Annotated in this window: 24 protein-coding genes; 12 read left to right on the top strand and 12 right to left on the bottom strand. The window is 39.4% G+C overall.

Going from position 1 to position 23,733, the window contains the following annotated elements; genetic code table 11:
- Positions 1-40: 40 nt before the first annotated feature.
- The 4 genes from gpsA to ASU03_RS14990 are packed head-to-tail and all read right to left on the bottom strand — an operon-like array spanning position 41 to position 2,391.
- A complete protein-coding gene (gpsA, locus tag ASU03_RS14975; protein WP_057832588.1) occupies positions 41-1,045 on the bottom strand; it encodes an NAD(P)H-dependent glycerol-3-phosphate dehydrogenase in 1,005 nt (334 codons plus the stop codon).
- A gap of 49 nt (positions 1,046-1,094) precedes the next feature.
- Positions 1,095-1,592: a protein-export chaperone SecB gene (gene secB / locus ASU03_RS14980; RefSeq protein WP_057832589.1), complete on the bottom strand. Its 498-nt coding sequence runs from the start codon at positions 1,590-1,592 to the stop codon at positions 1,095-1,097.
- Between the two features lie 57 nt (positions 1,593-1,649).
- Positions 1,650-1,907 carry a glutaredoxin 3 gene (gene grxC / locus ASU03_RS14985; RefSeq protein ID WP_057832590.1) on the bottom strand — a complete coding sequence of 86 codons (258 nt, stop codon included), beginning with the start codon at positions 1,905-1,907 and terminating at the stop codon, positions 1,650-1,652.
- A 58-nt stretch (positions 1,908-1,965) separates the two neighbouring features.
- Complete coding sequence (locus ASU03_RS14990; protein ID WP_057832591.1) at positions 1,966-2,391, bottom strand: rhodanese-like domain-containing protein; 426 nt, start codon at positions 2,389-2,391, stop codon at positions 1,966-1,968.
- Positions 2,392-2,593: 202 nt separating this feature from the next.
- On the opposite strand from ASU03_RS14990, the gene gpmI reads away from it, so the two are divergent.
- The 3 genes from gpmI (at position 2,594) to ASU03_RS15005 (ending at position 6,331) form a co-directional block, all read left to right on the top strand.
- Complete coding sequence (gene gpmI / locus ASU03_RS14995) at positions 2,594-4,156, top strand: 2,3-bisphosphoglycerate-independent phosphoglycerate mutase (protein WP_197411260.1); 1,563 nt, start codon at positions 2,594-2,596, stop codon at positions 4,154-4,156.
- 113 nt (positions 4,157-4,269) lie between these two features.
- Positions 4,270-5,451 carry a murein hydrolase activator EnvC family protein gene (locus tag ASU03_RS15000; protein WP_057832592.1) on the top strand — a complete coding sequence of 394 codons (1,182 nt, stop codon included), beginning with the start codon at positions 4,270-4,272 and terminating at the stop codon, positions 5,449-5,451.
- A 100-nt stretch (positions 5,452-5,551) separates the two neighbouring features.
- Entirely contained in the window at positions 5,552-6,331 is a 780-nt protein-coding gene (locus ASU03_RS15005; protein ID WP_057832593.1) for a divergent polysaccharide deacetylase family protein, read from the top strand.
- Positions 6,332-6,351: 20 nt separating this feature from the next.
- On the opposite strand, the gene ASU03_RS15010 is transcribed toward ASU03_RS15005, so the two are convergent.
- Positions 6,352-7,116, bottom strand: coding sequence for a S1 family peptidase (locus ASU03_RS15010; RefSeq protein ID WP_057832594.1), 765 nt, complete (start codon positions 7,114-7,116; stop codon positions 6,352-6,354).
- 186 nt (positions 7,117-7,302) lie between these two features.
- Between ASU03_RS15010 and ASU03_RS15015 the strand changes: the two genes are divergently transcribed.
- The 5 genes from ASU03_RS15015 (at position 7,303) to ASU03_RS15035 (ending at position 13,769) form a co-directional block, all read left to right on the top strand.
- Positions 7,303-8,142: a patatin-like phospholipase family protein gene (locus ASU03_RS15015; RefSeq protein WP_057832595.1), complete on the top strand. Its 840-nt coding sequence runs from the start codon at positions 7,303-7,305 to the stop codon at positions 8,140-8,142.
- Between the two features lie 101 nt (positions 8,143-8,243).
- Positions 8,244-9,851 (top strand): acyl-CoA ligase (AMP-forming), exosortase A system-associated, encoded by a 1,608-nt coding sequence (locus ASU03_RS15020; RefSeq protein WP_057832596.1) that lies wholly within the window; start codon positions 8,244-8,246, stop codon positions 9,849-9,851.
- Positions 9,852-9,873: 22 nt separating this feature from the next.
- On the top strand, positions 9,874-11,124 hold the full coding sequence (locus tag ASU03_RS15025; protein WP_057832597.1) for a pyridoxal-dependent decarboxylase, exosortase A system-associated: 1,251 nt from the start codon (positions 9,874-9,876) through the stop codon (positions 11,122-11,124).
- An 89-nt stretch (positions 11,125-11,213) separates the two neighbouring features.
- Positions 11,214-12,038, top strand: coding sequence for a PEP-CTERM/exosortase system-associated acyltransferase (locus ASU03_RS15030; RefSeq protein ID WP_057832598.1), 825 nt, complete (start codon positions 11,214-11,216; stop codon positions 12,036-12,038).
- Between the two features lie 57 nt (positions 12,039-12,095).
- Positions 12,096-13,769 carry an FAD-binding protein gene (locus tag ASU03_RS15035; protein WP_057832599.1) on the top strand — a complete coding sequence of 558 codons (1,674 nt, stop codon included), beginning with the start codon at positions 12,096-12,098 and terminating at the stop codon, positions 13,767-13,769.
- 304 nt (positions 13,770-14,073) lie between these two features.
- On the opposite strand, the gene ASU03_RS15040 is transcribed toward ASU03_RS15035, so the two are convergent.
- From ASU03_RS15040 to arfB, 3 genes are all read right to left on the bottom strand, one after another.
- Positions 14,074-14,925: an HDOD domain-containing protein gene (locus tag ASU03_RS15040; protein ID WP_057832600.1), complete on the bottom strand. Its 852-nt coding sequence runs from the start codon at positions 14,923-14,925 to the stop codon at positions 14,074-14,076.
- A 128-nt stretch (positions 14,926-15,053) separates the two neighbouring features.
- Positions 15,054-15,905, bottom strand: a complete 852-nt coding sequence (locus tag ASU03_RS15045) for a DUF2797 domain-containing protein (protein WP_057832601.1) — start codon at positions 15,903-15,905, stop codon at positions 15,054-15,056.
- Positions 15,906-16,038: 133 nt separating this feature from the next.
- Complete coding sequence (gene arfB / locus ASU03_RS15050) at positions 16,039-16,452, bottom strand: alternative ribosome rescue aminoacyl-tRNA hydrolase ArfB (RefSeq protein WP_057182420.1); 414 nt, start codon at positions 16,450-16,452, stop codon at positions 16,039-16,041.
- Between the two features lie 46 nt (positions 16,453-16,498).
- Here arfB and ASU03_RS15055 point away from each other — a divergent pair, with 46 nt between their 5' ends.
- Positions 16,499-16,777 (top strand): GIY-YIG nuclease family protein, encoded by a 279-nt coding sequence (locus ASU03_RS15055; protein ID WP_057832602.1) that lies wholly within the window; start codon positions 16,499-16,501, stop codon positions 16,775-16,777.
- 103 nt (positions 16,778-16,880) lie between these two features.
- The gene (locus ASU03_RS15060) at positions 16,881-17,603 is read left to right on the top strand and encodes a DUF3581 family protein (protein WP_157465926.1); all 723 of its coding nucleotides are present in this window, start codon (positions 16,881-16,883) and stop codon (positions 17,601-17,603) included.
- A gap of 13 nt (positions 17,604-17,616) precedes the next feature.
- Here ASU03_RS15060 and ASU03_RS15065 read toward each other — a convergent pair whose 3' ends face one another.
- A complete protein-coding gene (locus ASU03_RS15065; protein ID WP_057832603.1) occupies positions 17,617-18,165 on the bottom strand; it encodes a hypothetical protein in 549 nt (182 codons plus the stop codon).
- Between the two features lie 144 nt (positions 18,166-18,309).
- Between ASU03_RS15065 and ASU03_RS15070 the strand changes: the two genes are divergently transcribed.
- Positions 18,310-19,236: a DNA ligase gene (locus ASU03_RS15070; RefSeq protein WP_082627302.1), complete on the top strand. Its 927-nt coding sequence runs from the start codon at positions 18,310-18,312 to the stop codon at positions 19,234-19,236.
- A gap of 14 nt (positions 19,237-19,250) precedes the next feature.
- Here ASU03_RS15070 and ASU03_RS15075 read toward each other — a convergent pair whose 3' ends face one another.
- Entirely contained in the window at positions 19,251-20,150 is a 900-nt protein-coding gene (locus ASU03_RS15075) for a class I SAM-dependent methyltransferase (protein ID WP_057832604.1), read from the bottom strand.
- Positions 20,151-20,234: 84 nt separating this feature from the next.
- Complete coding sequence (locus ASU03_RS15080; protein WP_057832605.1) at positions 20,235-21,659, bottom strand: sodium-dependent transporter; 1,425 nt, start codon at positions 21,657-21,659, stop codon at positions 20,235-20,237.
- A 232-nt stretch (positions 21,660-21,891) separates the two neighbouring features.
- On the opposite strand from ASU03_RS15080, the gene ASU03_RS15085 reads away from it, so the two are divergent.
- Positions 21,892-22,788 (top strand): hypothetical protein, encoded by an 897-nt coding sequence (locus ASU03_RS15085; RefSeq protein WP_157465927.1) that lies wholly within the window; start codon positions 21,892-21,894, stop codon positions 22,786-22,788.
- 96 nt (positions 22,789-22,884) lie between these two features.
- Here ASU03_RS15085 and ASU03_RS15090 read toward each other — a convergent pair whose 3' ends face one another.
- Positions 22,885-23,727, bottom strand: a complete 843-nt coding sequence (locus ASU03_RS15090) for an HDOD domain-containing protein (RefSeq protein ID WP_057832607.1) — start codon at positions 23,725-23,727, stop codon at positions 22,885-22,887.
- Positions 23,728-23,733: the final 6 nt, after the last annotated feature.

Below are 23,733 nucleotides of genomic sequence, written 5' to 3' on the forward strand. Positions count from 1 at the left end.
GCTTTCGAGCCGATTTACCTGCTATGATCAGGTGATGAAGTTATTCAAATTTCTTATCACGGGAAAGTAAATCAGCCGCGGCTAACTTGGCATCTTTGCCACAGTAAAGTACTTGGTATACTTGTTCAACAATAGGCATTTCCACGCCATGTCGTTTGGCTAACATATAAACTTCTCTAGTATTACGGTAGCCTTCAACCACTTGACCAATATCAGTAATAGCTTGTTCAACTTCACTGCCCTTACCTAACGCTAAACCAAATCGGCGATTACGAGATTGATTATCCGTACAGGTAAGTACCAAATCACCTAAGCCGGCCATACCCATAAAAGTTGCTGGCTCAGCATTTAACGCTAAACCTAAGCGGGTCATTTCCGCTAAACCTCGAGTAATTAATGCCGTACGTGCATTCGCGCCAAAGCCAATACCATCGGATATGCCTGCCGCAATAGCAATAACATTTTTAACGGCACCACCAAGTTGTACACCAATAAAATCTTTATTCGAATAAACCCGAAATAGTTTTTCACAATGCAGTAAGTCTGATAACTCAGCAACAAAATCATCATCTTCAGATGACAAGGAAATAGCAGTAGGAAAACCTGAAGCCATTTCTCTAGCAAACGTAGGGCCGGATAGTACCGCTAAAGAGACTTTATTACCGAGTATCTTAATGGCGACATTCTGCAATAAATCCCCAGTTTCAGGATCTAGACCTTTAGTAGCCCAAGCAATTTTTTCATTGCCGGTTAACATTGGCTTAATTTGCTTAAGCATATCGGCAAAAGCATGGCTTGGTACCACAACCAATATATTATCACTCGCTTGCACTGCCTTTGTTAAATCAGCTTCTAGTACTAAAGCTTCAGGAAAAGCACAGTCCTCAAGATATTTAATATTTTGTCTATCTTGCGCCATCGTAGCGACATGATAAGCATCACGCCCCCATAACAGGGTTTTATGACCATTTCTGGCTAAGCAAATTGCTAGGGCTGTACCATAGGAGCCGGCACCGAGCACAGTAATTTTTGCAGCTAAAGACATATTCAACCCTATTTATAAGCTAATGTTATTTTCGCTTAAGTACTAATGACTAGTGTGTTTCGCTGCTTTGAGGCACGTTCTCTTTTGCTGCACGTTGCTGTACATAAGAAGCATATAAACCTTCAAAGTTAACGGGTGTTAAGTTAAATTGTGGGAAAGAACCACGGTTTACTAAGCTTGCTACCGTCTCACGTGCATATGGGAACAAGGTTGTTGGGCAAAAAGCGCCAATAGTATGCGCTAACTGTTCTTCAGGTAAGTTACCAATAGTAAAGATACCGGCTTGTTGTACTTCCGCTAAAAAGGCTGTTTGACCTTCAACGGTGGCGGTTACTGTTACAGATAACACCACTTCATAAGTATCATCAGCTAACTTAGTTGAGCGGGTATCAAGGTCTAACTTGATCTCTGGTTTCCAATCTAGCTGAAATATGGCCGGAGAATTTGGTGTTTCAAATGAGACATCTTTAGTATAAATACGTTGGATAGCGAATTCTGGAGATGGTTGTGCTGCTTCACTGTTCGCTACTTGGTTTTCTTCAGCCATGAGTGGCTCCTTTATTGTAATTGTTGTAAGTTAACATAACTGCATTGAGTATTATTATTATGCTTCTAATAACGTATCTAGCTGATTATTCATTTCTAAGGCGACTAATTGATCACAGCCACCAACATGTTCATCATTAATAAATATTTGTGGTACGGTATAACCACCATTGCTACGTTCAATCATAGCGCTACGCATTGTCATATCACCATCGATCTTAATTTCATTGTAGGCCACCGATTTACCTTTGAGTAAGGCCAGTGCATGAGTACAATAAGGGCAGTATGCTTTGGTATAAATATCAACTTTTGCCATTTTAATTTCTCTGTCATTAATTAATGATATGGGTTAGCAAAACGGACAAGCTAACTAATTATTTTGCTACCGGTAAGCCGGCACCCGTCCAACTGTTCATACCACCTTTAAGGACACTAACACGGCTGAAACCAGCCTTAAATAAATCGTTAGCTATTTGCATAGCACTCATACCGGCCGCACATACTACAATGATGGGTTTGTCTTTATATTTTTCAAGACTAGTCAGACCATTTTTATTGATTTTTTCACTAGGCAAGTTGATAGCATCAAGGATATGTCCCGCTTTAAACTCTTTGTCCTTGCGGATATCCAGAGCAACACCTGCTTCTCTATTCATTAAAAAAGTTAAATCTTGTGTACTAATTTGTTTAATTGGCGACATTAGCATTTTAATTGTCGTGAAGATAATCATTACCACTAAGGCAACCCAAACCGCGCTCAGCATGCCATTATTGCCTACAAAAGTAATTAATTGTTCCATAAATAAAGACCATTTTTATCAAATTTCGAATCGGCATATTATACGCAAATCACTTAGAATTGCGAGCATATACCGCGAGGTAAATACTTAGTAACCCATGTTGGTACATTTCTCTGTTAAATCTTTAGTGAATAACACCATCCTAGGGTGTACAATACTTGCCGATAAAATACGGTTAAAATTAACTATAATGGGGAATATAATGGCAAATAAAAAATCAATGGTACTGGTGATTCTAGATGGTTGGGGATATAGAGAAGAAACTAGCTCAAACGCAATTCATCAAGCAAATACGCCAGTATTAGATGATTTGAAAGCCAATTACCCTAATATGCTGATTGATACCTCAGGCATGGCCGTTGGCTTACCTGAAGGACAAATGGGTAACTCTGAAGTTGGCCATGTCAATTTAGGTGCTGGCCGTGTGGTCTATCAAGATTTCACCCGTATTACCAAATCAATAGCCGACGGTGACTTTTATAAAAATCCCACCCTGTGCCAAGCGGTTGATAAAGCAGTATCTGGTGATAACGCCGTACATATTTTTGGTTTACTCTCTCCAGGTGGTGTCCATAGCCATGAAGAGCACATCTTCGCCATGATGGAGCTAGCCAAGCAACGTGGCGCAAAAAAAATCTACTTACATGCATTTTTAGATGGTCGGGATACTCCGCCACGTAGTGCACAAGCTTCATTGGAAAAAGCCCAACAAAAATTTGGCCAACTATTTCCTGATACTGACACAGGTGAAGGCCAAATAGCCTCTGTTATTGGTCGTTACTATGCCATGGATAGAGATCAACGCTGGGATCGTGTTGAAGCAGCTTATAACTTGATGGTTAGTGGTAGCGGATTACACCAATATAATAACGCCTTAGATGCCCTTGCTGCGGCTTATGAACGCAATGAAAATGATGAGTTTGTTGGCGCCAGCACGATAACTAAGCCATCGGGTGAAACTATCAAAGTAAATGATGGTGACGCATTGATTTTTATGAATTTTAGAGCCGACCGAGCCCGTCAATTTAGCCGATGTTTTACCGAAAAGAACTTCGAGGGATTTCAACGGAAATGCACGCCAGCCATCGGTAGTTTTGTTATGTTAACACGGTATTCTGTAGACATTGATGCACCCTCAGCTTATGCGCCTGCCACGTTAGCTAACGTAATGGGTGAATGGTTAGCCAAACATGATAAAACACAATTACGCATTTCTGAAACAGAAAAGTTTGCCCACGTGACTTTCTTCTTTAGCGGTGGTAAAGAAGATACTTTCGCGGGAGAAGAGCGCATATTAATACCGTCACCCGATGTAGCCACTTACGACTTACAACCAGAAATGAATTCAACATTACTCACTGATAAGCTGGTCGGCGCTATTGAAAGTGGTCAATATGACTTTATCGTCGTCAACTACCCTAATGGCGACATGGTTGGCCATACAGGCAACTTTGATGCTGCGGTCAAAGCTTGTGAAGCAGTAGACACTTGTGTTGGCCGAGTTGTTGCCGCATTACAAAAAATCGGTGGTGAATGTCTCATTACCGCCGATCACGGTAATGCCGAGCAAATGGAAGATCCCATATCAGGTCAAGCACATACTGCCCATACCTGTGAACCGGTACCACTAATCTATGTTGGCCGAAAGGCTACTCCCGCAGCGTCGGGTACTTTAAGTGATATATCACCAAGTATATTGCATTTAATGGGCATGGCACAGCCGAAAGAAATGACCGGTTCAATATTAATGCCGCTAACGAAGTGATATTAAGTCAGTAATCTATTACCATGATATCTTAAGATAAAATCTTCATCTTGAGGTAACATGGCTATAAGTGATATATTAGTTTTTAACTATTATCACTATCGATTGCGAGCTTGTGTATCGACACTTATTTATCCAGTAAACACCTTCAACATCTAGGCGTAGCTAGCTTATTCATAGTAAGTTTACTGTTTGCTTTTCCCGCGTACGCTGAGAAAAGTAAGCGTAATGAAACAACACAACAACAAAACCGCGCCAAACTTAGTGATGTTCAGCAAGCCATTGCTAAACAAGAATCAAATATTTTTGATACCAATAAACAACACAGTAACCTAGAGCGACAACTAAAAACGGATGACTTAGCCATTGCTAAAGTAGCCAAAGCAATCAATGATATAGAGGTTAAACTCAGTAACACACAAGTAAAAATAGCTGCACTAGCCAGAGAAAAACAACAGTTAACCCGAGCAAAGAAAAAGCAAGAGCGTTTATTGGCACAGCAGCTTAGAGCCGCATATACCACAGGCCAGCACGATTACCTTAAATTACTACTTAACCAAGATCAAAGTGATAAAATTCAGCGTACTATCAGTTACTATCAATATTTAAACCAGGCAAGAACCAAAGAAATTGATCAATTTCAAGCAACCATAGCGCAACTACTGCAAGTAAGCACTGAGCATCAAGAGCAAGTTACGTATTTACAGCAGCTTAAAGCTGAGCAATTACAGCAAGGCACGCAATTACGAACCAGTAAAAAGCAACGCAGTAAAACCTTATCAAAATTAAGCCGCAAGTTACTTTCCAGCCAGCAGCAATTGAATAAACTTAAAGCCGAAGAAAACAACTTAAACCAAGCATTACATAAACTAGCCGCCATTATTCAGGCAGAAATTGATTTAACCGGTTTAAGCAAATTAAAACGAAAGCTGTCCTGGCCGGTTAAGGGACGTATGTTGCATCGCTTTGGCAGTCGTAAGCAGGGTTACTTAAAGTGGAAGGGGGTATTAATCAGTGCGCCAATCAGCCGCCAAGTACAAACGATTCATAATGGCACAGTGTTATTTTCTGACTGGCTTAAAGGTTATGGTTTATTAACCGTTATCGATCATGGCAATGGCTATATGAGCCTTTACGCTCATAATCAAACCTTACTCAAAGCCGTTGGTGATCGTGTTGAAACAGGCGAGCCTATAGCGTTAGTTGGCCAAAGTGGCGGCCAAGACCAATCAGGGCTTTATTTTGAAATTCGCCACCGAGGCAAAGCCCTTAATCCAAAACTCTGGTGTAAATAAGGTCTGACATTTATCCATTTAGCTAAAAGACAATATTTTTTAGTTAAATCACTGCTAGGCTTTTTACTAAATTAAATAATTATAAGGACCCCATTACCCTGTGCAAAATACTTTTTTAAAAAAAACGTCATTTATAGCTACTTTTCCCCTAGTCGTTATGATGCTAATAAGTTATCAGAGTCAAGCGCAAACGAATCGAGTTGCCATCATCATTGATGATATGGGCTATCGTTACACAGATAAACACGCATTAACGTTACCCGGCGCAGTTACTTATGCCTTTTTGCCCCATACCACCTACGGAAAAAAACTTGCTATCCAAGCGAATAACGCCAATCATGATGTACTAATCCATATTCCAATGGAGTCTAAGAATAGAGAAAAATTAGGCCCTGGTGCGTTAACTAGCGCTATGAATGAAGATGCCTTTAAAAGAAGTTTGACTAAATCCTTCGCTGAAATCCCTTTTGCAATTGGTATTAATAATCATATGGGCAGCTACCTCACACAACTTTATCAACCAATGGCGTGGACCATGGCTTTCTTAAAACAGCATGAATTACTTTTTTTAGACAGTAAAACCAGCCCTCATTCACAGGCGAAACAAGCAGCGATAGACTACGGCGTACCGGTAAAATCAAGGCAGATTTTTTTAGATAATGAATTAACTGATGAATATATTAGTCAGCAATTTAAGCAACTAATAGCGATTGCCCTAAAGCATCAAACCGCTATTGCTATCGCTCACCCACATCCTGAAACTGTGGCTATATTAACTAAGCTGATCCCAACGTTAGCCTTACATGGTATAAAATTAGTACCGTTATCACGTTTATATCAAAGTGGACGTAGCGATAAAGTCATCGCGGTTAGTGAGTAACATCGGCAACAAGCGTTTGACTAGATTGAAATGTTATTATCTCGCAGTACTTGATGTAAATACTTTACTGGTATTGCGTAAGTGATACCACTAGGATTACTAATAACCGCTTCTTTAGTGCTCTGCACAAACACTTTATTGATTATGCCAACCACTGCCCCTGTATTCATATCATACATAGCACTACCACTATTGCCCGGATATGCAGTAGCATCAAGCTGATATACTAAGTAGGGGTTGCGCATACGTTTAAGCATTTTCAAATTGATTTGTTGCGCGGATACCGCTGGTACAACTATTGGCGTGAGACTAGCGATGATACCTCGGTGAGTCACCGGGTATAAACCCAACACACCGCCAATAGGAAAACCGGTAAAAGCAATAAAACTACCATCGGCGATGAAATCACTATTTGCCAAGGTCATCGCAGGTAAAGCTGGTCCCGATATTTTTAAAATAGCTAAATCATATAAGCTGGAAGTCGCCACGATTTCAGCTTCTCTGACTTTAGCATTTTTACCTGAGCCAATAAAAACTGCCATTTTTTGTAAGAGGCTTTCGTTTAATAAAGTAGGTAATACATGGTCATTGGTGACTATGTAACGGCCATTACCAATGACAAAGCCAGTGCCCCGTAAAATATTTTGCGGGCGGCTAGTAGGTGTATGCACACCAATACCAACAACTGATGGCTTAATTTTTGCGACGACATCAACAAAGTTTGCATGAGCGTATGGCATAAATATGCACAGACAAAAACTAACAAACTGCAGGGTTGGTCTCATAATTTTTCCTCTATATTTTATGTGATATTAGTTACTGAAATAAAGTCTTCTTGATATTAAATGCATTACTTTACGCTTGCTAACAATATTTTTCGCAAAAATCGCTAACTTTGTTCATAATTAAGGCTAAAGTTTACGGGTATAAATATCAGTAGCCTTGATATCCTTTGTTATTATGGGGGTTAAATGAAAAAATCTATAGTGCCAATTTTTGCCGGTGGCGGTACCCGACTGCCAGCTCACTTAGGCGTGTTAAAAGCATTACAATTACTCGATATTGACTTTGAAGATCTTGTCGGTGTCTCTGGCGGCAGCATTATTGCCAGTTTCTATGCCGCTGGTTTAGCCTTAAATGACATAAAAAGAATTGCCTTACAAACAAATTATAACCAATTTCGAGAATTCTCCTTAATCAAACTTATTCGCCATGGTGGCTTAAGCTCTGGCGATACTTTTGAGCGCTGGGTCGATAATCATTTACAAGGAAAAACTTTCGCTCAATTAGAGAAAACTCTTCATATAGTTGCTACCGATGTTACTAACGGCAAAGCCGTCATCTTTGATGCTGAATTAACACCTGATATGAAAGTATCAAAAGCGGTAAGGTTTTCCATGTCTATCCCACTGGTTTTTAGCTTTAAAACCTATGGAAAACGTATTATGGTTGATGGCAGTATTTTATCTGAAGATGCCTTACATAGGGACTGGGATCATAAAGGCACACCCGTACTTTGTTTTCGTTTACGCGGTGAACATGAATATGATCAACTAAGTGTTAATGGCTTATTTCCTATCTTTAATTATGTCACGCTACTTATTCGTACTTTTATGACCACTATTTCCCGTGAGTATATTAACGAAGATTTTTGGCACAACACCATAGTGATAAACATAGGTGAATATTCCGCGGTTGATTTTAAGATGACGACCAAACAAAAGCATCAACTATATAAAATTGGCTTTAAAACTGCAATGGAAGTTATTCCCTTAAAAATGAATATGGAAACTCATGATATAATTAATTAAACCCTAAGAGTTTCCTTTAACTGCTACTTGCCTCTGTTATGCTTTCGAGGTCATAATAGTGTTAATAAAAACACCCCGATATTTTATTTTCAGGATGATAAATGACCCGCTTTGTTCATCAGCTCATTAGCCTTACTGCCCAGCGTTCTCCCCATGCGATTGCACTGCAAATAAATACTAACCAGCTTAGTTATGCTCAACTTGATAAAGAAGTAAAGGCAGTCGCACAAGGTTTTTTGTCCCTTGGCGTTAATCAAGGCGACCGAATAGGTATTTACTTAGCAAAAAATCAACAGAATGTGCAAAGCATGTTTGCCTGCTCATTACTCGGTGCCGTGTTTGTGCCCATTAACCCAGTCTTAAAAGCCCAACAAGTTCGCTATATTGCCAATGATTGCCAAATAAAATTGCTGATCACCAATAAGGCTAGGCTAAAGGCATTAACGCCCATTCTGGAAAAACTCACTGAGTTAGTCACTATCATAGTCATTGATGCCGAAGAGCAAGCATTAGCTCCACAGTCTTTGCCAGAGCACTTAATGATTGTCAATTGGCAAGCACTAATAGCTCAAGAAGAAAGGGCAATAACAGCGCGCAAAGGCTCTATTTCCCCTAATGATCTAGCCGCCATTTTATATACCTCGGGTAGCACAGGGCAACCGAAAGGTATTATGCTTAGTCACGAAAATATTATGCTTGGAGCAAAATCAGTTAGTCAGTATTTACAACTAACCGCTGACGATAAAATTTTATCGGTATTACCCTTAAGTTTTGACTATGGCCTAAACCAGTTAACTAGCTGCTTCCTCGTGGGCGCCACATGCATATTACTCGATTACTTAATGGCGAGTGATGTAGTGAAAGCCATTGCAAAATATGAAATTACTGGCTTAGCCGCGGTGCCGCCACTGTGGATGCAACTAAGCAAGGCCGCATGGCCGCATGGTGCGGCACAATCAATGCGTTATTTTACCAACTCAGGCGGTGTACTACCCTCAGCAACGTTAGTTACCTTACGAAAAAACATGCCCCAAGCTAAGCCCTATCTTATGTATGGCTTAACGGAAGCATTTCGCTCTAGTTTTTTATCGCCACTGGAAATAGACCACAAGCCCAACTCAATAGGCAAAGCAATTCCTCATGCGGAAATTCTAGTTTTACGAGACGATGGTAGTACCTGTGATGACGATGAAGTAGGTGAATTGGTTCATATCGGCCCGTTGGTAACATTAGGTTATTGGCAAAATGAGGCCGCTACTGCTGAGCGATTTAAAGAGACGCCTAAACAAGCAATAAATGCGCAAGGTACACCACGAGCAGTATTCTCTGGTGATTATGTAAGCCGTGATGTTGACGGGTTTCTCTATTTTATTGCAAGAAAAGACAGCATGATTAAAACGTCTGGCTATCGAGTTAGCCCAACTGAAATAGAGTCGGTACTATTACAACTACCACTGGTAGATGAAGCCGCGATAATCACCAGCCCTTCGGTAGCGCTTGGTCAAGCTATCATCGCACTGATTGTCAGTTCAAATGATAATCAAGCATTATCAACAAAAAACATTCTCAAACATTGCCAATTAAACTTGCCTAACTACATGATACCAAAAAAGATATTTTTTTTAGCAGCATTGCCTCGTAATGCTAATGGTAAAGTAGACACCAAGCTATTGCAGATGAATTATAACAACAAAAACATTCTCACTTAATTAGATTATAACTGGCAGCAACATGAAACAATCACAGACCTATTTAACGACATCACTCAAAGACATCCTGCCGACAAGTAGTGAACTCTCTATTGGCAATATCCCTTTAAGTCAAATAGAAAAACTGGTGTCAACGACACCGTTTTATGCTTATGACCGACAACTCATTATCAATAGGGTTAAGCAATTAAAAAACACCTTACCAAAAGAAATTTCTCTGCATTACGCCATAAAAGCAAACCCATACCCGAGTTTAGTGCAATTGATGGCGGAACAAGTGTCAGGTTTTGATGTTGCCTCAAAAAAAGAAATGCTCTTGGCAATTCAAACCGGAATGCCGGTAAATAAAATCAGTTTCGCTGGCCCAGGTAAAACTATCGAGGATATTGAAGCCGCCATTATCGCCGGAGTAACGCTACACGTTGAGTCAGTAGGTGAAATAGCTAAAGTAGAATTAGCGGCCAAGCAATTAAAGCTCAAAGCAAATATAGCCCTGAGAGTAAACCCTGCCTTTGAGCTTAAAGCTTCTGGCATGAAGATGTCTGGCGGAGCAAAACCTTTTGGTATAGATGAAGAGCAAATTGCTCAAGTGCTTAAAGACCTGCCGTTAAAACAAGTTAATTTACGCGGTTTTCATATTTATACTGGCTCACAAAACCTTAAGGCCGAGGCAATCATTGCCGCGCAACAACAAACATTTGCCTTAGCACAACAATTAGTTGAGTTAACAAGTAAAATAACCAATATAAAAATAGATTACCTAAATATTGGAGGTGGCTTTGGTGTGCCCTACTTTGCTAACGAGCAACCATTAGCCGTATCAGCAATTGCCGATAATTTACAGGCACTTTTGCAGCAATATAAAGCCTTGACTGACGGGGTCGAGCTGATCTTAGAGCTAGGGCGTTATTTAGTCGCCGAAGCGGGTATTTATGTCTGTAAAGTCGTTGATATTAAGGTTTCCCGCGGCACAAAGTATTTAGTGTGTGATGGCGGTTTACATCATCACCTTGCTAACTCAGGCAATTTTGGCCAAGTTATTCGCAAGAATTATCCACTAGCAATAGGCAACAAACTCAATAGCAAGGAGCTAGAGCAAGTTAACATTGTCGGGCCATTATGCACGCCGCTTGATGTTTTAGCGGACAAAATTATGCTACCTAAAGCAAGCTTAGGTGATTATGTCGTAGTCTTTCAATCTGGCGCGTATGGCGCTTCAGCAAGCCCTAAGGACTTTCTAAGTCAACCGCAATTAAGCGAAATATTACTTTAAAGCGCAATTTGACATTAATTATAGATAAACGAGGTTAACGACTATAATGGTATTAGCCTAGTTATTTACAATTTCATCTTGGAATAATAATGAATTGGAATCAACGATTTTTAAGCACACCTATTATTGCTAATATCACTAAAAAAATCGTCTCCGCTAGGGCAAGTAGAGAAGCGCATAGTATTTCAAAACATTTCACCCAATTTTTACAACCTCATGTTGCCGTAGACCAAGCATTAAAAGAAGAAGCCTTTAAAATACGTCATAATGTTTACTGCGAAGAACTCGCTTTTGAAGAGGTGAGAGAAAATGGCCAAGAAACTGATGAATTTGACGAACAATCTCTTTTCTCTTTAATTAAACATAAACCTTCGGACACATTTACCAGTTGTGTGCGCTTAGTCACCTCAAATGGTCCCGAGCAATTACTGCCCATAGAAAAGTATTGCCTAGACTCTATCACTAACGAAGCGCTTAGCCCTAAGCGATTTAACCGTGCTGAAATAGCTGAAATTTCACGATTAGCCGTTAAAGCTGATTTTCGCCGCCGTAAAGCCGATCACTACAAGGGCTCGGGCACCGGGGTAATCAGTGAAATTAGCTATTCGGAAACAGAATTACGTTGCTTTCCCTTTATTGCCATCGGTTTATATATGGCCGCAGCAACCATGGGCATGAATACGGGAATTCGTCATGTCTATGTGATGATGGAACCGAGACTCGCGCGCAGCATGAAGTTTATTGGCATATCCTTTCAGCAACTTGGCCCTACTGTTGACTACCATGGCTTACGCGCACCCTATTACATCAATCCTGAAATCTTTATGAAAGACCTTTCACCTGGCTTTAAAAGTCTTTATAAAACGATTGAAAAAGACATCTGCTCACAACTGAAGCAAATGAATCTAACTTAAATTCAAGCTAATATACATTAATACCACTCAACAGCGGCTTACCGCTAAGTGCCGGCCATGTCACCACAACTTGCTTCCCTCATTGAAAATGTCCTCGCAACAAAGTCACGTTTTTCATCTGCCCCTCAGCAACTTGCTCGATTTATGCGTGGTACAGAAGGACTCGATAACTTTGACAACAAACAACGACAGCTGATGGCCGTGATTACACTTACTGACGTTAGCGAAATTAAACTAATACTTGATTTAGCCAACCAATGTGCCAAGGATGAAAAACTCGCTTTTTCGTTGTACCCAATCAGTACCGGTAATAATTGGGGCTATGGTACTAGCCAACCGACCGGGCTAGCTAACACTATTATTCTTTTAGATTTAGGTCGCTTAACAAAGATAACTCATTTTGATAGCGAGTTAGGCCTAGTTACCGTAGAGCCAGGAGTCACTCAACAACAATTAAGTGATTTTTTACATCAGCATAATCATGATTATATGGTGCCCGTCACGGGTGCAGGGCCGAGTTGCTCCCTATTAGCGAATGCTTTAGAGCGGGGTTACGGTATAACGCCTTATACCGACCATTTCAGTGCAGTTACTAGTATTCAAGGCTATTGGGCTAACGGTAGACCCTATCAATCTGCCGTTTATGAGTTAGATGCCAGTGAGGAAAAACTGGTAGATAAAACCTTTAAGTGGGGACTCGGTCCTTATTTAGAGGGACTATTTACTCAGTCAAACCTTGGTATTGTCAGCCAAATGACCCTTCGCTTAGCGAAGATAAAACCAGATTTCACGTCCTTTTTTATTCAAATGGCCGATGATAGCCTACTTGAAGCCGCCGTACCTTTAATCAGAGAGGTGTTGCAAGATTATGAAGGTATTGTTGGTTCAATTAACCTTATGGATCAGCGGCGTTTATTGTCAATGTTTGCCAAGAACCCTAATGGTAATGATGCTCATCAAGTCATGCTCAGTAACGATATTAATAAACTAGCTAGCGAGCTAAGAGCCCCTAGTTGGACTATTGTCGGTAGTATTTACGGCAGTAGCAGAGTTGTTAAGGTGGTAAAAAAAGAAATAGACGACATTTTCAAACAACTACCATGTAAGCGTATTTACTCAAATAGCCTAAGCATTATCCTAGCAAATAAAACTATCAATATTTTGCCCCCATGGTTAATCAATAAAGTACCCATGTTAACTACGATCGCTGAGCAGCTAGATTCTTTTAATAAAGGTAAAGAAATAATGCTAGGAAAACCCAATAAAGTTGCCTTGAAATTGGCGTATTGGCGTCATAAAGACGCTGATGGCTTTGATAAAGATAAGCTATCACCAGGGCAAGATGGTTGTGGTTTACTTTGGTATGCGCCATTAATACCCATGAAAGCAAATAAAATGCGGGAGTTTGTTGAGTTTATTAGAGCAACATGTCCAAAATTTAATATTGAACCTTTTATTACTTTTACCAATTTAAAACACGACTGCGTTGACAGTACCATCCCAATAGTCTTTGATTTAAGCAACCCTAAAGCCGTTAACGATGCCCATAATTGCTTAAAAATGTTGGTAGAACAAGGCCTAAAAAAAGGCTTTGTACCTTACCGGCTTAATATTGATCAGCAACAATGGCTACTCAATAAGGACAGTGATTTTTGGCAAACGGTTAATCAGCTAAAAAGCAGCTTAGATCCAAATAATATTTTGAGCCAAGGACGATACAACCCAAACTAATACCCGATAAACGGCTATTTATCGGGCTTTATGTATATACCCGTTATAGGGCAAACGGGTTTAAATTAGGCAAAAATAAATCTTCATAAAAGAGGAAGAAATGACTAGTTATTCACTTCTGTAGAATATTTCTTCCAGAAGACGCCGTACATATGTCCCTATAGGCTTGGCTTTGCCATCCTTGGCAAAGACACTTCTTCCAGAGATACCCTACATCCGTTAATTTGCTGTTATTTGTTTATTAAACTTTCAAATAGTGAATGATTTAAACCCGTTACCATTAAATGGTTAAAGTAACTAAAAACTAGTAAAGCATAGCGGAGCTAGGGTTTAATATCATTAATAAACTTAAGCGCTCTAAAGCACAATAATCAACGGCATTTTCTAATATCTGTTTATCGATGCAAAGTAGCTCTAATTGCTCTTTTGTTAACAAGTCACTGTAATCTATGCTTTGCCCTTTAAACAGCTGGTTTTTACTCATCACACGTTTAGCAACATATAACAGCTGTGTTTCGGTACTGTATTGACTTAAGTCGTCAACATCTTGGTCACGAATAGGGGCAAAAATGCTATACGGTAATTGCCACTTTTTTAGTAGCGCGGCTGAGCACTCCCCGTAAGTAAAGCCAAGCACCTCATATTGCTTAATCCAAGGTAATAAATTGATATCCTGACTTTCGCAAGCTCTCTGCTTATCGGCGGTCATTTGGTTAACCACCAATTCACCTAAATTATGTAGCAAGCCTAAAATAAATAAGCGCTCGGCATGGGCAATACCCAAGCTAGTACCTAAAAACTTCATCAGCAATGCACAATCGATACTTTTTATCCAAAAGTCCTCAAGGTAATCTTGATTGGCATCAATATTCTTAAAAGCTTCTGTGGTGAAAAAAGCAATGACTAGGTTATAAACTTCGGTGATCCCTAACACTAACACGGCTTTAGAAATGGTATCTATTTTACCTGGATAACTAAAAAATGGACTATTCGCTAATTTTAAGACCGTACCAGCCAGCGCGGGATCAAGCAGAATAACTTCTGAAATATCATCTATGGTTGAAGCTTCATCATCAATTAACTCCCTGATCCTAATAAAAGAATCAGACAAAACAAAAATTTCACTCGCTTGTTGTACATAATCATCTGCGGTCATTTTTTTCCCTTAAATACTACAGTCTAAAATTCCGACATCTTAAGTTGCTTAGCCAATAATACCTTCGCTCTTTGGCTAATTATAGCTAGATGTAACTATATGTTACATCTATTCTCAAATTCAAGTCACTAATAGTCAATACTTATTTGATATGAGCTAAATTTCCGCATGTTAATTACGCCCTTATCAAAAATCAAATATTGACCTTTAATGCCCATGAGAACTCCGCTAACAGTGGCAGTTTTATCAAAATTAAAAGAACTTATTTTTGTTAAATACTCACGCACGGGGAAATGAATATCTTGCACACTCTCATTTAACTCGATAACCGCATCACTACCAAATTGAAGCCTAAGTTCCGATAAGCGAAAACTAATCTCTGGAATTAATTCTTCTGCTTTTGCTTTAAGATCTAGAGGCTCTGGCTGCCCTTTTAACATGGCGCGCCAATTAGTTTTATCACTAATAAATTCAGCTAGTGCGGTCTCGACCAGACCTGACTGCAAGCGGGTACTCACTTTAAATATAGGTAAGGCTTGGCAAGCACCTTGGTCTATCCAGCGAGTGGGCAGCTGAGTGTGTCGGGTTATACCTACTTTTAAGCCCGAGCTATTCGCTAAATAAACATAATGATCGACCATACAGTGACTTTCACCCCACTCAGGCTCGCGACATGTGCCTAAGTGAAAGTGGCAAGTTTCTGGTTTCATAATACACAAATCACACTGGGCAAGTTTACTCATACATGGGTAACAATAACCCTGCGAATAACTCTTTTTGGTGCGTTTACCACAATGTTTACACGCTATATTACCGGTAAAATGTAAGCTGATGGTTTTACCTATTAATGGATTTAAGGCAATACTTTGTTTAGTTCCATCTCTGCTAAGACTAGCTAAAGGCAGCTGATACTGTACTAAATTATTACTATCAAGTTGCGCGGTAAGTTTTTCTATCGCGCCGACTTCACTCATTGGCATAATTGCTCTCTATTTTTTATCTGCTATTAGGTTTTTTTATTTTTTTTCATCAAGGACGTTTGATTTTTTTGCTGTGCGACCGCAAAGACTTACCTGCTTTTAGTCAGGGAAATTTAACCGGGTTTATCTGACACTAAAATTGCACTTTTTTTCGTGTTTGTTTAACGACTTTTCGATTTGCTTTACCAGCTAAGCGCCTCTTCACCGAACCTTTGGTTGGTTTGGTCGCTCGTCGACGTTTTTGAATGACCATCATTGCAAGAATAAAGTCTTTTAAACGCGCTAGGGCATCCTCTTTATTCATTTCTTGGGTACGAAATTTTTGTGCTTTAATGATAACAACACCCTCTTTGGTTACACGACTATCTTTAGAAGTAAGTAAACGCTCCTTATATATTGTTGGTAACGAAGAACGCTTAATGTCAAAACGTAGGTGAATTGCTGTGGCGACTTTATTCACACGCTGACCGCCATTACCCGTCGCACGTATTGCACTCAGCTCTATTTCCCAATCCGCTAGGCTGACATTATTTGATATTTCAAGCACTTTTATTTACCATGATTACTTTCTTTGCAGCTAATTATTGCTTTATATGACAGAAGATAAAAAAACGACAACTTGGTGGGTTTATTTCCTCCGCTGTAACGATAATAGCTTATATGCTGGTGTTACCACTGATATTCTCCGCCGAATTTCTGAACATAATAACAGTAAACTGGGCGCAAAATATACCCAAGCAAGACGACCCGTGAGCTTGGCTTACCTTGAAACAGCTGACAATAAAAGCTCTGCTTGCAAAAGAGAGTATCAAATTCGCCACCTTACTAAAGCCAAGAAAGAACAGCTTGTCAGTATTTACAACCAAAAGTAACAGGTCTGCTCAGTTAGAGAAATACACCTTTTTTCGATTTAAGGTAAAACTACTGTTAGACTGCGGGGATCGAATACGTTTTACTCAAAATGAAGTTGTACTGATGTCTATTAAAGAAATGTTTATTGAAAATTATTGCCCAATTAGCGCTGATAAAATCAGCTTTACCCGCCAACAAGCCAGTGACTTTGCCAAGCAGGTAGCCGATGACTTTAACCCTTTACACAATATAGATGCTAGACGTTTCTGTGTGCCTGGTGATTTACTGTTTTCAATCATTATTGCCAAATCTGGACTTCATCAAAAAATGACTTTCAACTTTTCCGGCATGGTTAACGACAAAGTTCACCTAACATTTCCACAGGAAATTGATAATAGCTTCGATATCAAAGATGATAATGGTAAAACCTACTTAACGATTAGTGCTAGCGGTAATAAAACAATGAACCCTATATTAATCAATGCACTAACAAAAGCATATGTGGATTTTTCTGGCCGCACTTTCCCTGATATTTTAGTTAAGTTAATGGCTGAAAATAAAGTCATGATCAACCCTGCTCGTCCTATGGTCATGTATCAATCAATGTCTATTGACTTACATACCTTAGAGGCTGAATCAGTCACTTTACAACTGGCTAAAACCAGTTTATCTATAGATGGTAAACGCGGTAATGCTTGGCTTGAATTTGATTTATTATCAAACGGTGCTGTTATTGGTCACGGTAAGAAACACATGTTATTAAGTGGCTTGCGTGCTTATGAACAAGAAGTTATTGATGCTATGGTTAATCAATACCATGCAAGTAAAACAAACTACCAAGCTTAAACCGGTCACTAAATCACCTGTTGTACTTTTGCTCAAATACACCTTGCTGTTGTTGTTTATCTTCACTGCAATAAGCAAAAATGTTGAGGTTTTTGGGACGCTGGCATTTAATGGGTTGCTGATAAAACGCCAACCAAGCCCATTTCTTATCTCCTTGATATTTGGCTTTGATTACAATCGCACTGCCTTGATTAAACCTTGCCACTTTATTGACTAAATAGGCATTTTTTATATTCATTTTGGTGTAATAAGTACTGTTCTTCGCCAGTTTCTTTTTCTTTGACTGCTTTTTTGACTTTTTATTTTTTTTGCCATATTTCATCTTAAATGATGCCAAAGAACTATGTTCACACTGCCACCATTTATCTCTCGCTTTATCCTCTTTAACACGTAAAGTTTGACCTCTCTTTAAAGAGTAGCCTTTACGCTGCATGGTTTGAATATGATGGAGCTTTTCCAATAAAGGTTTGCATCTTTTTTTAGCTGATGTAGACGCGCTAAAGGTTAAAAGAAACACCGCGATAACGGTATAAATAACAGTAAGGTAAGTCATTGTTTTCATCCTTGCATCCTTGCTAACCTAGTTAACAACAGTAAATAAAACTCAGCCACTTGGTATTAATCGTATTAATCATTAAGGTATTCTTTTTTAAAATATAGACTAGACTTTACTTTTTACCAAGGTCACGATACACGGAGGTTAGTGATGCAGACATATAGTTTACTAATTTTATTGACGCTAATCTTAATAAGCTGCCCGTCCTTAAAAGCACAACAAAACCTGCAACAAGATAATCAACAAGACAATAAACCCACTAAACCCACTAAACCCACTAAACCTAACTTACAGCATGGCGTAAACTACCAAAAAGTAGCAGATATAAGTCAGTATTTTGTTTCTGAAAAACTTGATGGTGTACGCGGTTACTGGGATGGTAAACAACTAATCACCCGCCAAGGTAATTTAATTAATAGCCCGCATTGGTTCAGTCAATCTTGGCCAACCGTCCCTATTGATGGTGAATTATGGATAGCACGAGGTCAATTTCAGCCATTACTTTCCTGTGTTAGCAAACGACAAGCACAAGAAAACAAAACGATTAGCTGTTGGCGAAATGTCCGCTTTATGATGTTTGATCTGCCAGCATACCAAGGAGATTTTGCTACCAGAGTTAAAAAAATGCGGGCTTTATTAACACAAGTGCCATCGCCCTATTTAGCTATGATCAACCAAGTGCGCTTTAACAGCATAAATGCCCTTGAGGATAAATTGCATGACGTGGTCACCGCTCAAGGTGAAGGGCTTATGCTACACCTTGCCAGTGCCCACTATAGAATAGGCCGAAATCCAGCGTTAATGAAGCTGAAAAAACATCAAGATGCCGAGGCTATCGTCATTGGCCATACTCAGGGTAAAGGTAAGTATCAAGGACAGCTTGGTGCCCTTGAAGTTAAAGTAGTCAATGGCATTATTTTTAAGATAGGATCGGGCTTTAGTGATTACCAACGTGCCCATCCACCAAAAATTGGTACTACCATCACCTTTAAGTACAACGGTTTAACACAAGCGGGTATCCCAAGGTTTGCCCGTTTTTGGCGGATAAAGGCAATTGATCCACAAAACCAACCCTAAACCCAGTGACATTGTTAGCTTGGCTGATATGTAAAAATCAGTACTTTAAGACCTTTACCCTCATGTGCTTCTTTAAAAACTTCGGGGTTGTCGAGGCGCTGCTCAAATTGACAATCTGGGCATTCACGCGCCACTTCCGCTTTTAAAAAGTTTTCATCTAAATCGGGAGAGTTTAAACATAACATCAAGCTAGCACCGGCATTCAACCATTGTGGAATACGGCGAATTATTTTGGCGTAATCGCGCTCGATATTGACACTACCTTTTTGAAATGAGGGTGGATCACACACTAAAATATCATAGGGACCATGCTTTTTAATGCGACTATTGGATTTGAATATATCAACGCCTTCAAAAATTATTTTTTTACCTTGTTTTTTCGCCAAATGATTAAGCTGGTGGTTTTCCCTACCCCTACTTAATGACGCTTTACTTAAATCTATATTAACAGTTTTGCTGGCGCCACCAGCGATGGCACTGACCGAGAATGCACACGTATAAGCAAAGAGATTAAGTACATTTTTTCCCTGGGCATGCTGCCTTAACCAAGTTCGGCCGATACTCATATCCAAAAACAAGCCAGTATTTTGTGCCTTGCCAAATTCGATATGATAATTAAGCCCCTGCTCGCTGACAATCGTATTACTTACTGGCTCCCCTAATAACAACTCTGTCGGGGCGAACTTTTCATAGCGGTGCTGTACTTGCACCGAGCGACATTCTTTAATCAAGGTTTTTAATGCACTCGCTTGTTCCGCCAGCCACTTACTATCGACCGCTTGATATAAGGTGATAAGAACTACGGGAGATAACCAGTCAACATTAACATGGCTTAAGTTAGCAAAGGCATGGCCTCGACCATGAAATAGTCTTTGCGCGTCGGTAAAGTCTGTGGCAGTAATATGTTCTATCATGGTTAAGTTATCAGAGAGTTAATAATAAAAAACGCCCAATAGTAACATTTACTAATGGGCGTTGAAATCGGTTAGAGCGTTTAACTAGAAACCAAATAAGCTGACCGCGAAAAATTTTGTCGCTACCGTATTAATGAAAATAAGTAAAACAATGGCAGGAATAAAAGTACCCAGTGAGAAGTTAATATATTTTTCCACCCATGAGCCCTTATAGTTTTCATTACCAATACTTAATTCTGCAGATAATTGCTTCTTCTTCCAGCGATAACTAACAAACACACACAATAAAAAGCCATTTAACGGTAAAATAGTATCGTAGAAAACATCATAAATAACATCAAAAAATGACTTAGTGCCGCCAGCATAGGAAGTGAACTCAGTAAAAAATGGCACCATACCGAAGGATGCGGTGGCAAATAAAGTTAATACTCCAGCAGTAACGGTTAAATAACCTAAGGCTTTTTTACGGGTTTGTTTTTTCTCAGTAACCAAGTAGGACACAGGTACTTCGATAATAGAGACTAAGGAGGTGATAGCAGCAAAAAAGACTAATAAGAAGAAGAATGCCGCCACTGCACTGGCACCAACATAACCAATTGATGTTTGCAGCGCTAAAAATATTTTCGGTAAAAAAGTAAATATTAAGGAAACTGAACTGTCACTCAACTCACTGGGATCGATATCAGGGTTAAATGAAAATACCGCCGGTAGAATCATTAAGCCGGCGATAAATGCCACGGCAGTATCAGTAATCGCAACCAACTTGGCAGAATTTGGAATATTAGTTTCTTTATTTATATAGGAGCCATAGGTCAGTAAAATCCCCATACCTAAAGACAAGGAGAAAAAGGCCTGCGATAAGGCGCCATTAACCACGCTCGGCGTTATCTTGCTCATATCTGGCACCAAGAAGAAGGTCACTCCGGCCATGGCATTATCAAGGGTTAAGACAAAGATAACCATGATAATAAGCATCACCAGTAACGTCGGCATTAAGATTTTAGCGGCTTTTTCAATGCCATCTTTTACCCCAGCAGCAAGTATAAAGCTGACAATCCCTGCGACCGCTACTAAAGCAATATACAAGTAAGGGCTATTAATAAACTCACCAAAACCAGCGTCACTTGCTAGGAAATCTAAATGTCCCGTTAGTGTTAACACAATATAGCCAAATATCCATACCGTAATCACCATATAAAAAACAGCAATCATAAAGGGAGTTAACACCCCTAAAAAACCAGCAGCACTCCAAAATTTACTACCATGGCTTAAGGTTTTAAATGCGCCGACAGGTTCTTTTTCCGTGTTACGACCAACGGCCATTTCAGCAATCATTACCGGTAAACAAATAAGAAATACAAAAAGTGTATACAGAAGCAAAAAAGCTCCGCCACCATTTTTCGCGGCATTAACCGGAAAACCGACTAAATTACCAATACCCACCGCAGAGCCTGCGGCCGCTAATATAAATCCCATTCGTGAGCTAAAGTGCTCTCTAGAAGCCGACATACTTACCCTTTTTTATAATTATTATGATAACGTGATTAAACTGCACTACCGATGCTAACAAGCTTTAGTAACTTTGTCTTGTTTTTAGCTAAGCTTTGCTTTTACCAAGAAAATACCAAAGTGGCACTGTGTATATTCTTGATTACACACTCAAATACAGCAGGTCACTTGTTAGCTTTTTGAACTGTTATCAGGTAAAACACAGATAACTAATTTTTAGGTCAAACATTTAATGAAAAATTCGCTCATCATTATCACGTTGTTATCTTTTTTTTGCTATTGCCCAACGAGTAATGCGCAAAAGAAAATATACTGGTTCAGCGACAATACCAAGGAGTATATTCAGTCAATAAAAACCTCGAGTGTGCCAAGTTCTATGGTAATAGATACCACCCGCTTATTGCTGGCTTCCTTACCTCAATACCAATTTAACCTTGAGTTTGCCCAAAGCCCAAGTATTGCGCGCTTATTAAAAAAACTGCCCAACAGTTGCGCACCTAACCGGATTAAAACACCGGAGCGACTAAAAGATAATATTTATAGTTCACCGCTTAATATTGCACTGAATTTACGCCTATATTATAAAAAGAGGGAAGCATCGAGCATTTTACCTAAAAACGCACTTGATAATAATAAGCGCTTAAAATCATTAGCGGCGTTATTTACCGGTAAATCTACCTATACTTTAGGCATTGATGAAGGCCGCTCTTTAGGGGGGTTCTTAGATAAACAAATCGCTACTTTGGAGCAACATAATCTAATAATTAGGAGTGGCGGTGAAGCGACTACTTCCCTGGTTAAAATGCTATTAAAAGAGCGGATAGATTACATCGTTGATTATCCGGTTAGTGTCAATAAAGCGTTAAAACATTTACCAACCGCCTTGCCACTAGCCTCAGTAGAAATAGCGGGTTCTCCGGGTTATATTGTTGGTTATGTCGCTTGTCATAAAGGCCCTTTAGGCCAGCAAGTTATCAAAGATATTAATCAATCACTACAAAAACTTTATCTTAGTTACCCGTTTTATCAGGCACACACACGTTATTTGGCCAGCAACGATGTAGTCAACTTTAATCAAGCTTATCAAGCCGTGTTTAAAGTGAAAATACCGCTAAAAAATGACCCTTAAAAAGTAAAGGCTAAAAATGAACGCTGATTATTTATTAGTCAATAACGCAGAAAATCGTTAGTTCAGTGCCATAAACACTCACTGAGCCTAGATGAATTATCTAGAAAAAAGTTTTGGATTCATAATCGATAAAATACTGGTCGCTTCTTTTTCAGCATACTCAGCAGCTTGCGCTAGATCCTCAGTAGATAAGCCTAGTGGTCGACATAAAGATTCATCAATAATATCATCATAACAAAACTCATCACTGTGACTATCAATTAACGCCAGTCGGGAAGCTAAATTCAAAATTTTGACATCTTGATTAATTTCAATACTTGAGGCAGCATGAAAATGGCGAATAGGTAAGATGATTTTTTCAGGCAGTTGCCAAATTTTTAGTAAATCCGCTGACACATCGGTATAGGTAAAACCTAAGGCAAGCTCTTGCAACTGCCATGGCAGCTGATTTTTATTATATTTCTCACAACGCTGAGCAAGTTCAGGGTTTAGTTTAGCGACCAATAACTCGCCAAAGTTTTGTAATAAGCCGGCAATAAATAAACGCTCAATATCACGCTTGCCTGCACTAATGGCAAGGTTTTTAGAAGCCAGACCACAATAAACACTCATCCGCCAAAAGCGTTTTAAGTCAATGGCTTGATTGGCAAAGTGCTTAAAAGCTGAGGCGGCAACATCGACCAACATCATAGTATAAATAGCTTGTGTGCCAATAATGGTAATCGCACGCGAGATAGTACTAATTTCACCTGGGAAACTATAAATAGCACTGTTGGCTATTTGTAATAGTCGCGAGGTCATCGAGGGATCAATACCAATAACATCGGCAAAATCTGCAATTTGCGCGCTGTCATCGGCCATTAAGGCTTTTACTTTAAAGCAGGCATCTGGCAGAGCAAACGAGCCATTAGCTTGTAATGCATAATCATGTGCGTTCATAGTAGC

It is taken from the genome of Colwellia sp. TT2012 (assembly GCF_001440345.1).
Classification (GTDB): domain Bacteria; phylum Pseudomonadota; class Gammaproteobacteria; order Enterobacterales; family Alteromonadaceae; genus Colwellia.

Coding starts and splice junctions, on each gene's coding strand:
- gpsA (WP_057832588.1), bottom strand. CDS start 1,045: ATGTCTTTAGCTGCAAAAATTACTGTGCTCGGTGCCGGCTCCTATGGT.
- secB (WP_057832589.1), bottom strand. CDS start 1,592: ATGGCTGAAGAAAACCAAGTAGCGAACAGTGAAGCAGCACAACCATCT.
- grxC (WP_057832590.1), bottom strand. CDS start 1,907: ATGGCAAAAGTTGATATTTATACCAAAGCATACTGCCCTTATTGTACT.
- ASU03_RS14990 (WP_057832591.1), bottom strand. CDS start 2,391: ATGGAACAATTAATTACTTTTGTAGGCAATAATGGCATGCTGAGCGCG.
- gpmI (WP_197411260.1), top strand. CDS start 2,594: ATGGCAAATAAAAAATCAATGGTACTGGTGATTCTAGATGGTTGGGGA.
- ASU03_RS15010 (WP_057832594.1), bottom strand. CDS start 7,116: ATGAGACCAACCCTGCAGTTTGTTAGTTTTTGTCTGTGCATATTTATG.
- ASU03_RS15015 (WP_057832595.1), top strand. CDS start 7,303: ATGAAAAAATCTATAGTGCCAATTTTTGCCGGTGGCGGTACCCGACTG.
- ASU03_RS15020 (WP_057832596.1), top strand. CDS start 8,244: ATGACCCGCTTTGTTCATCAGCTCATTAGCCTTACTGCCCAGCGTTCT.
- ASU03_RS15025 (WP_057832597.1), top strand. CDS start 9,874: ATGAAACAATCACAGACCTATTTAACGACATCACTCAAAGACATCCTG.
- ASU03_RS15030 (WP_057832598.1), top strand. CDS start 11,214: ATGAATTGGAATCAACGATTTTTAAGCACACCTATTATTGCTAATATC.
- ASU03_RS15035 (WP_057832599.1), top strand. CDS start 12,096: ATGTCACCACAACTTGCTTCCCTCATTGAAAATGTCCTCGCAACAAAG.
- ASU03_RS15040 (WP_057832600.1), bottom strand. CDS start 14,925: ATGACCGCAGATGATTATGTACAACAAGCGAGTGAAATTTTTGTTTTG.
- ASU03_RS15045 (WP_057832601.1), bottom strand. CDS start 15,905: ATGCCAATGAGTGAAGTCGGCGCGATAGAAAAACTTACCGCGCAACTT.
- ASU03_RS15055 (WP_057832602.1), top strand. CDS start 16,499: ATGACAGAAGATAAAAAAACGACAACTTGGTGGGTTTATTTCCTCCGC.
- ASU03_RS15060 (WP_157465926.1), top strand. CDS start 16,881: ATGTCTATTAAAGAAATGTTTATTGAAAATTATTGCCCAATTAGCGCT.
- ASU03_RS15065 (WP_057832603.1), bottom strand. CDS start 18,165: ATGAAAACAATGACTTACCTTACTGTTATTTATACCGTTATCGCGGTG.
- ASU03_RS15070 (WP_082627302.1), top strand. CDS start 18,310: ATGCAGACATATAGTTTACTAATTTTATTGACGCTAATCTTAATAAGC.
- ASU03_RS15075 (WP_057832604.1), bottom strand. CDS start 20,150: ATGATAGAACATATTACTGCCACAGACTTTACCGACGCGCAAAGACTA.
- ASU03_RS15080 (WP_057832605.1), bottom strand. CDS start 21,659: ATGTCGGCTTCTAGAGAGCACTTTAGCTCACGAATGGGATTTATATTA.
- ASU03_RS15085 (WP_157465927.1), top strand. CDS start 21,892: ATGAAAAATTCGCTCATCATTATCACGTTGTTATCTTTTTTTTGCTAT.
- ASU03_RS15090 (WP_057832607.1), bottom strand. CDS start 23,727: ATGAACGCACATGATTATGCATTACAAGCTAATGGCTCGTTTGCTCTG.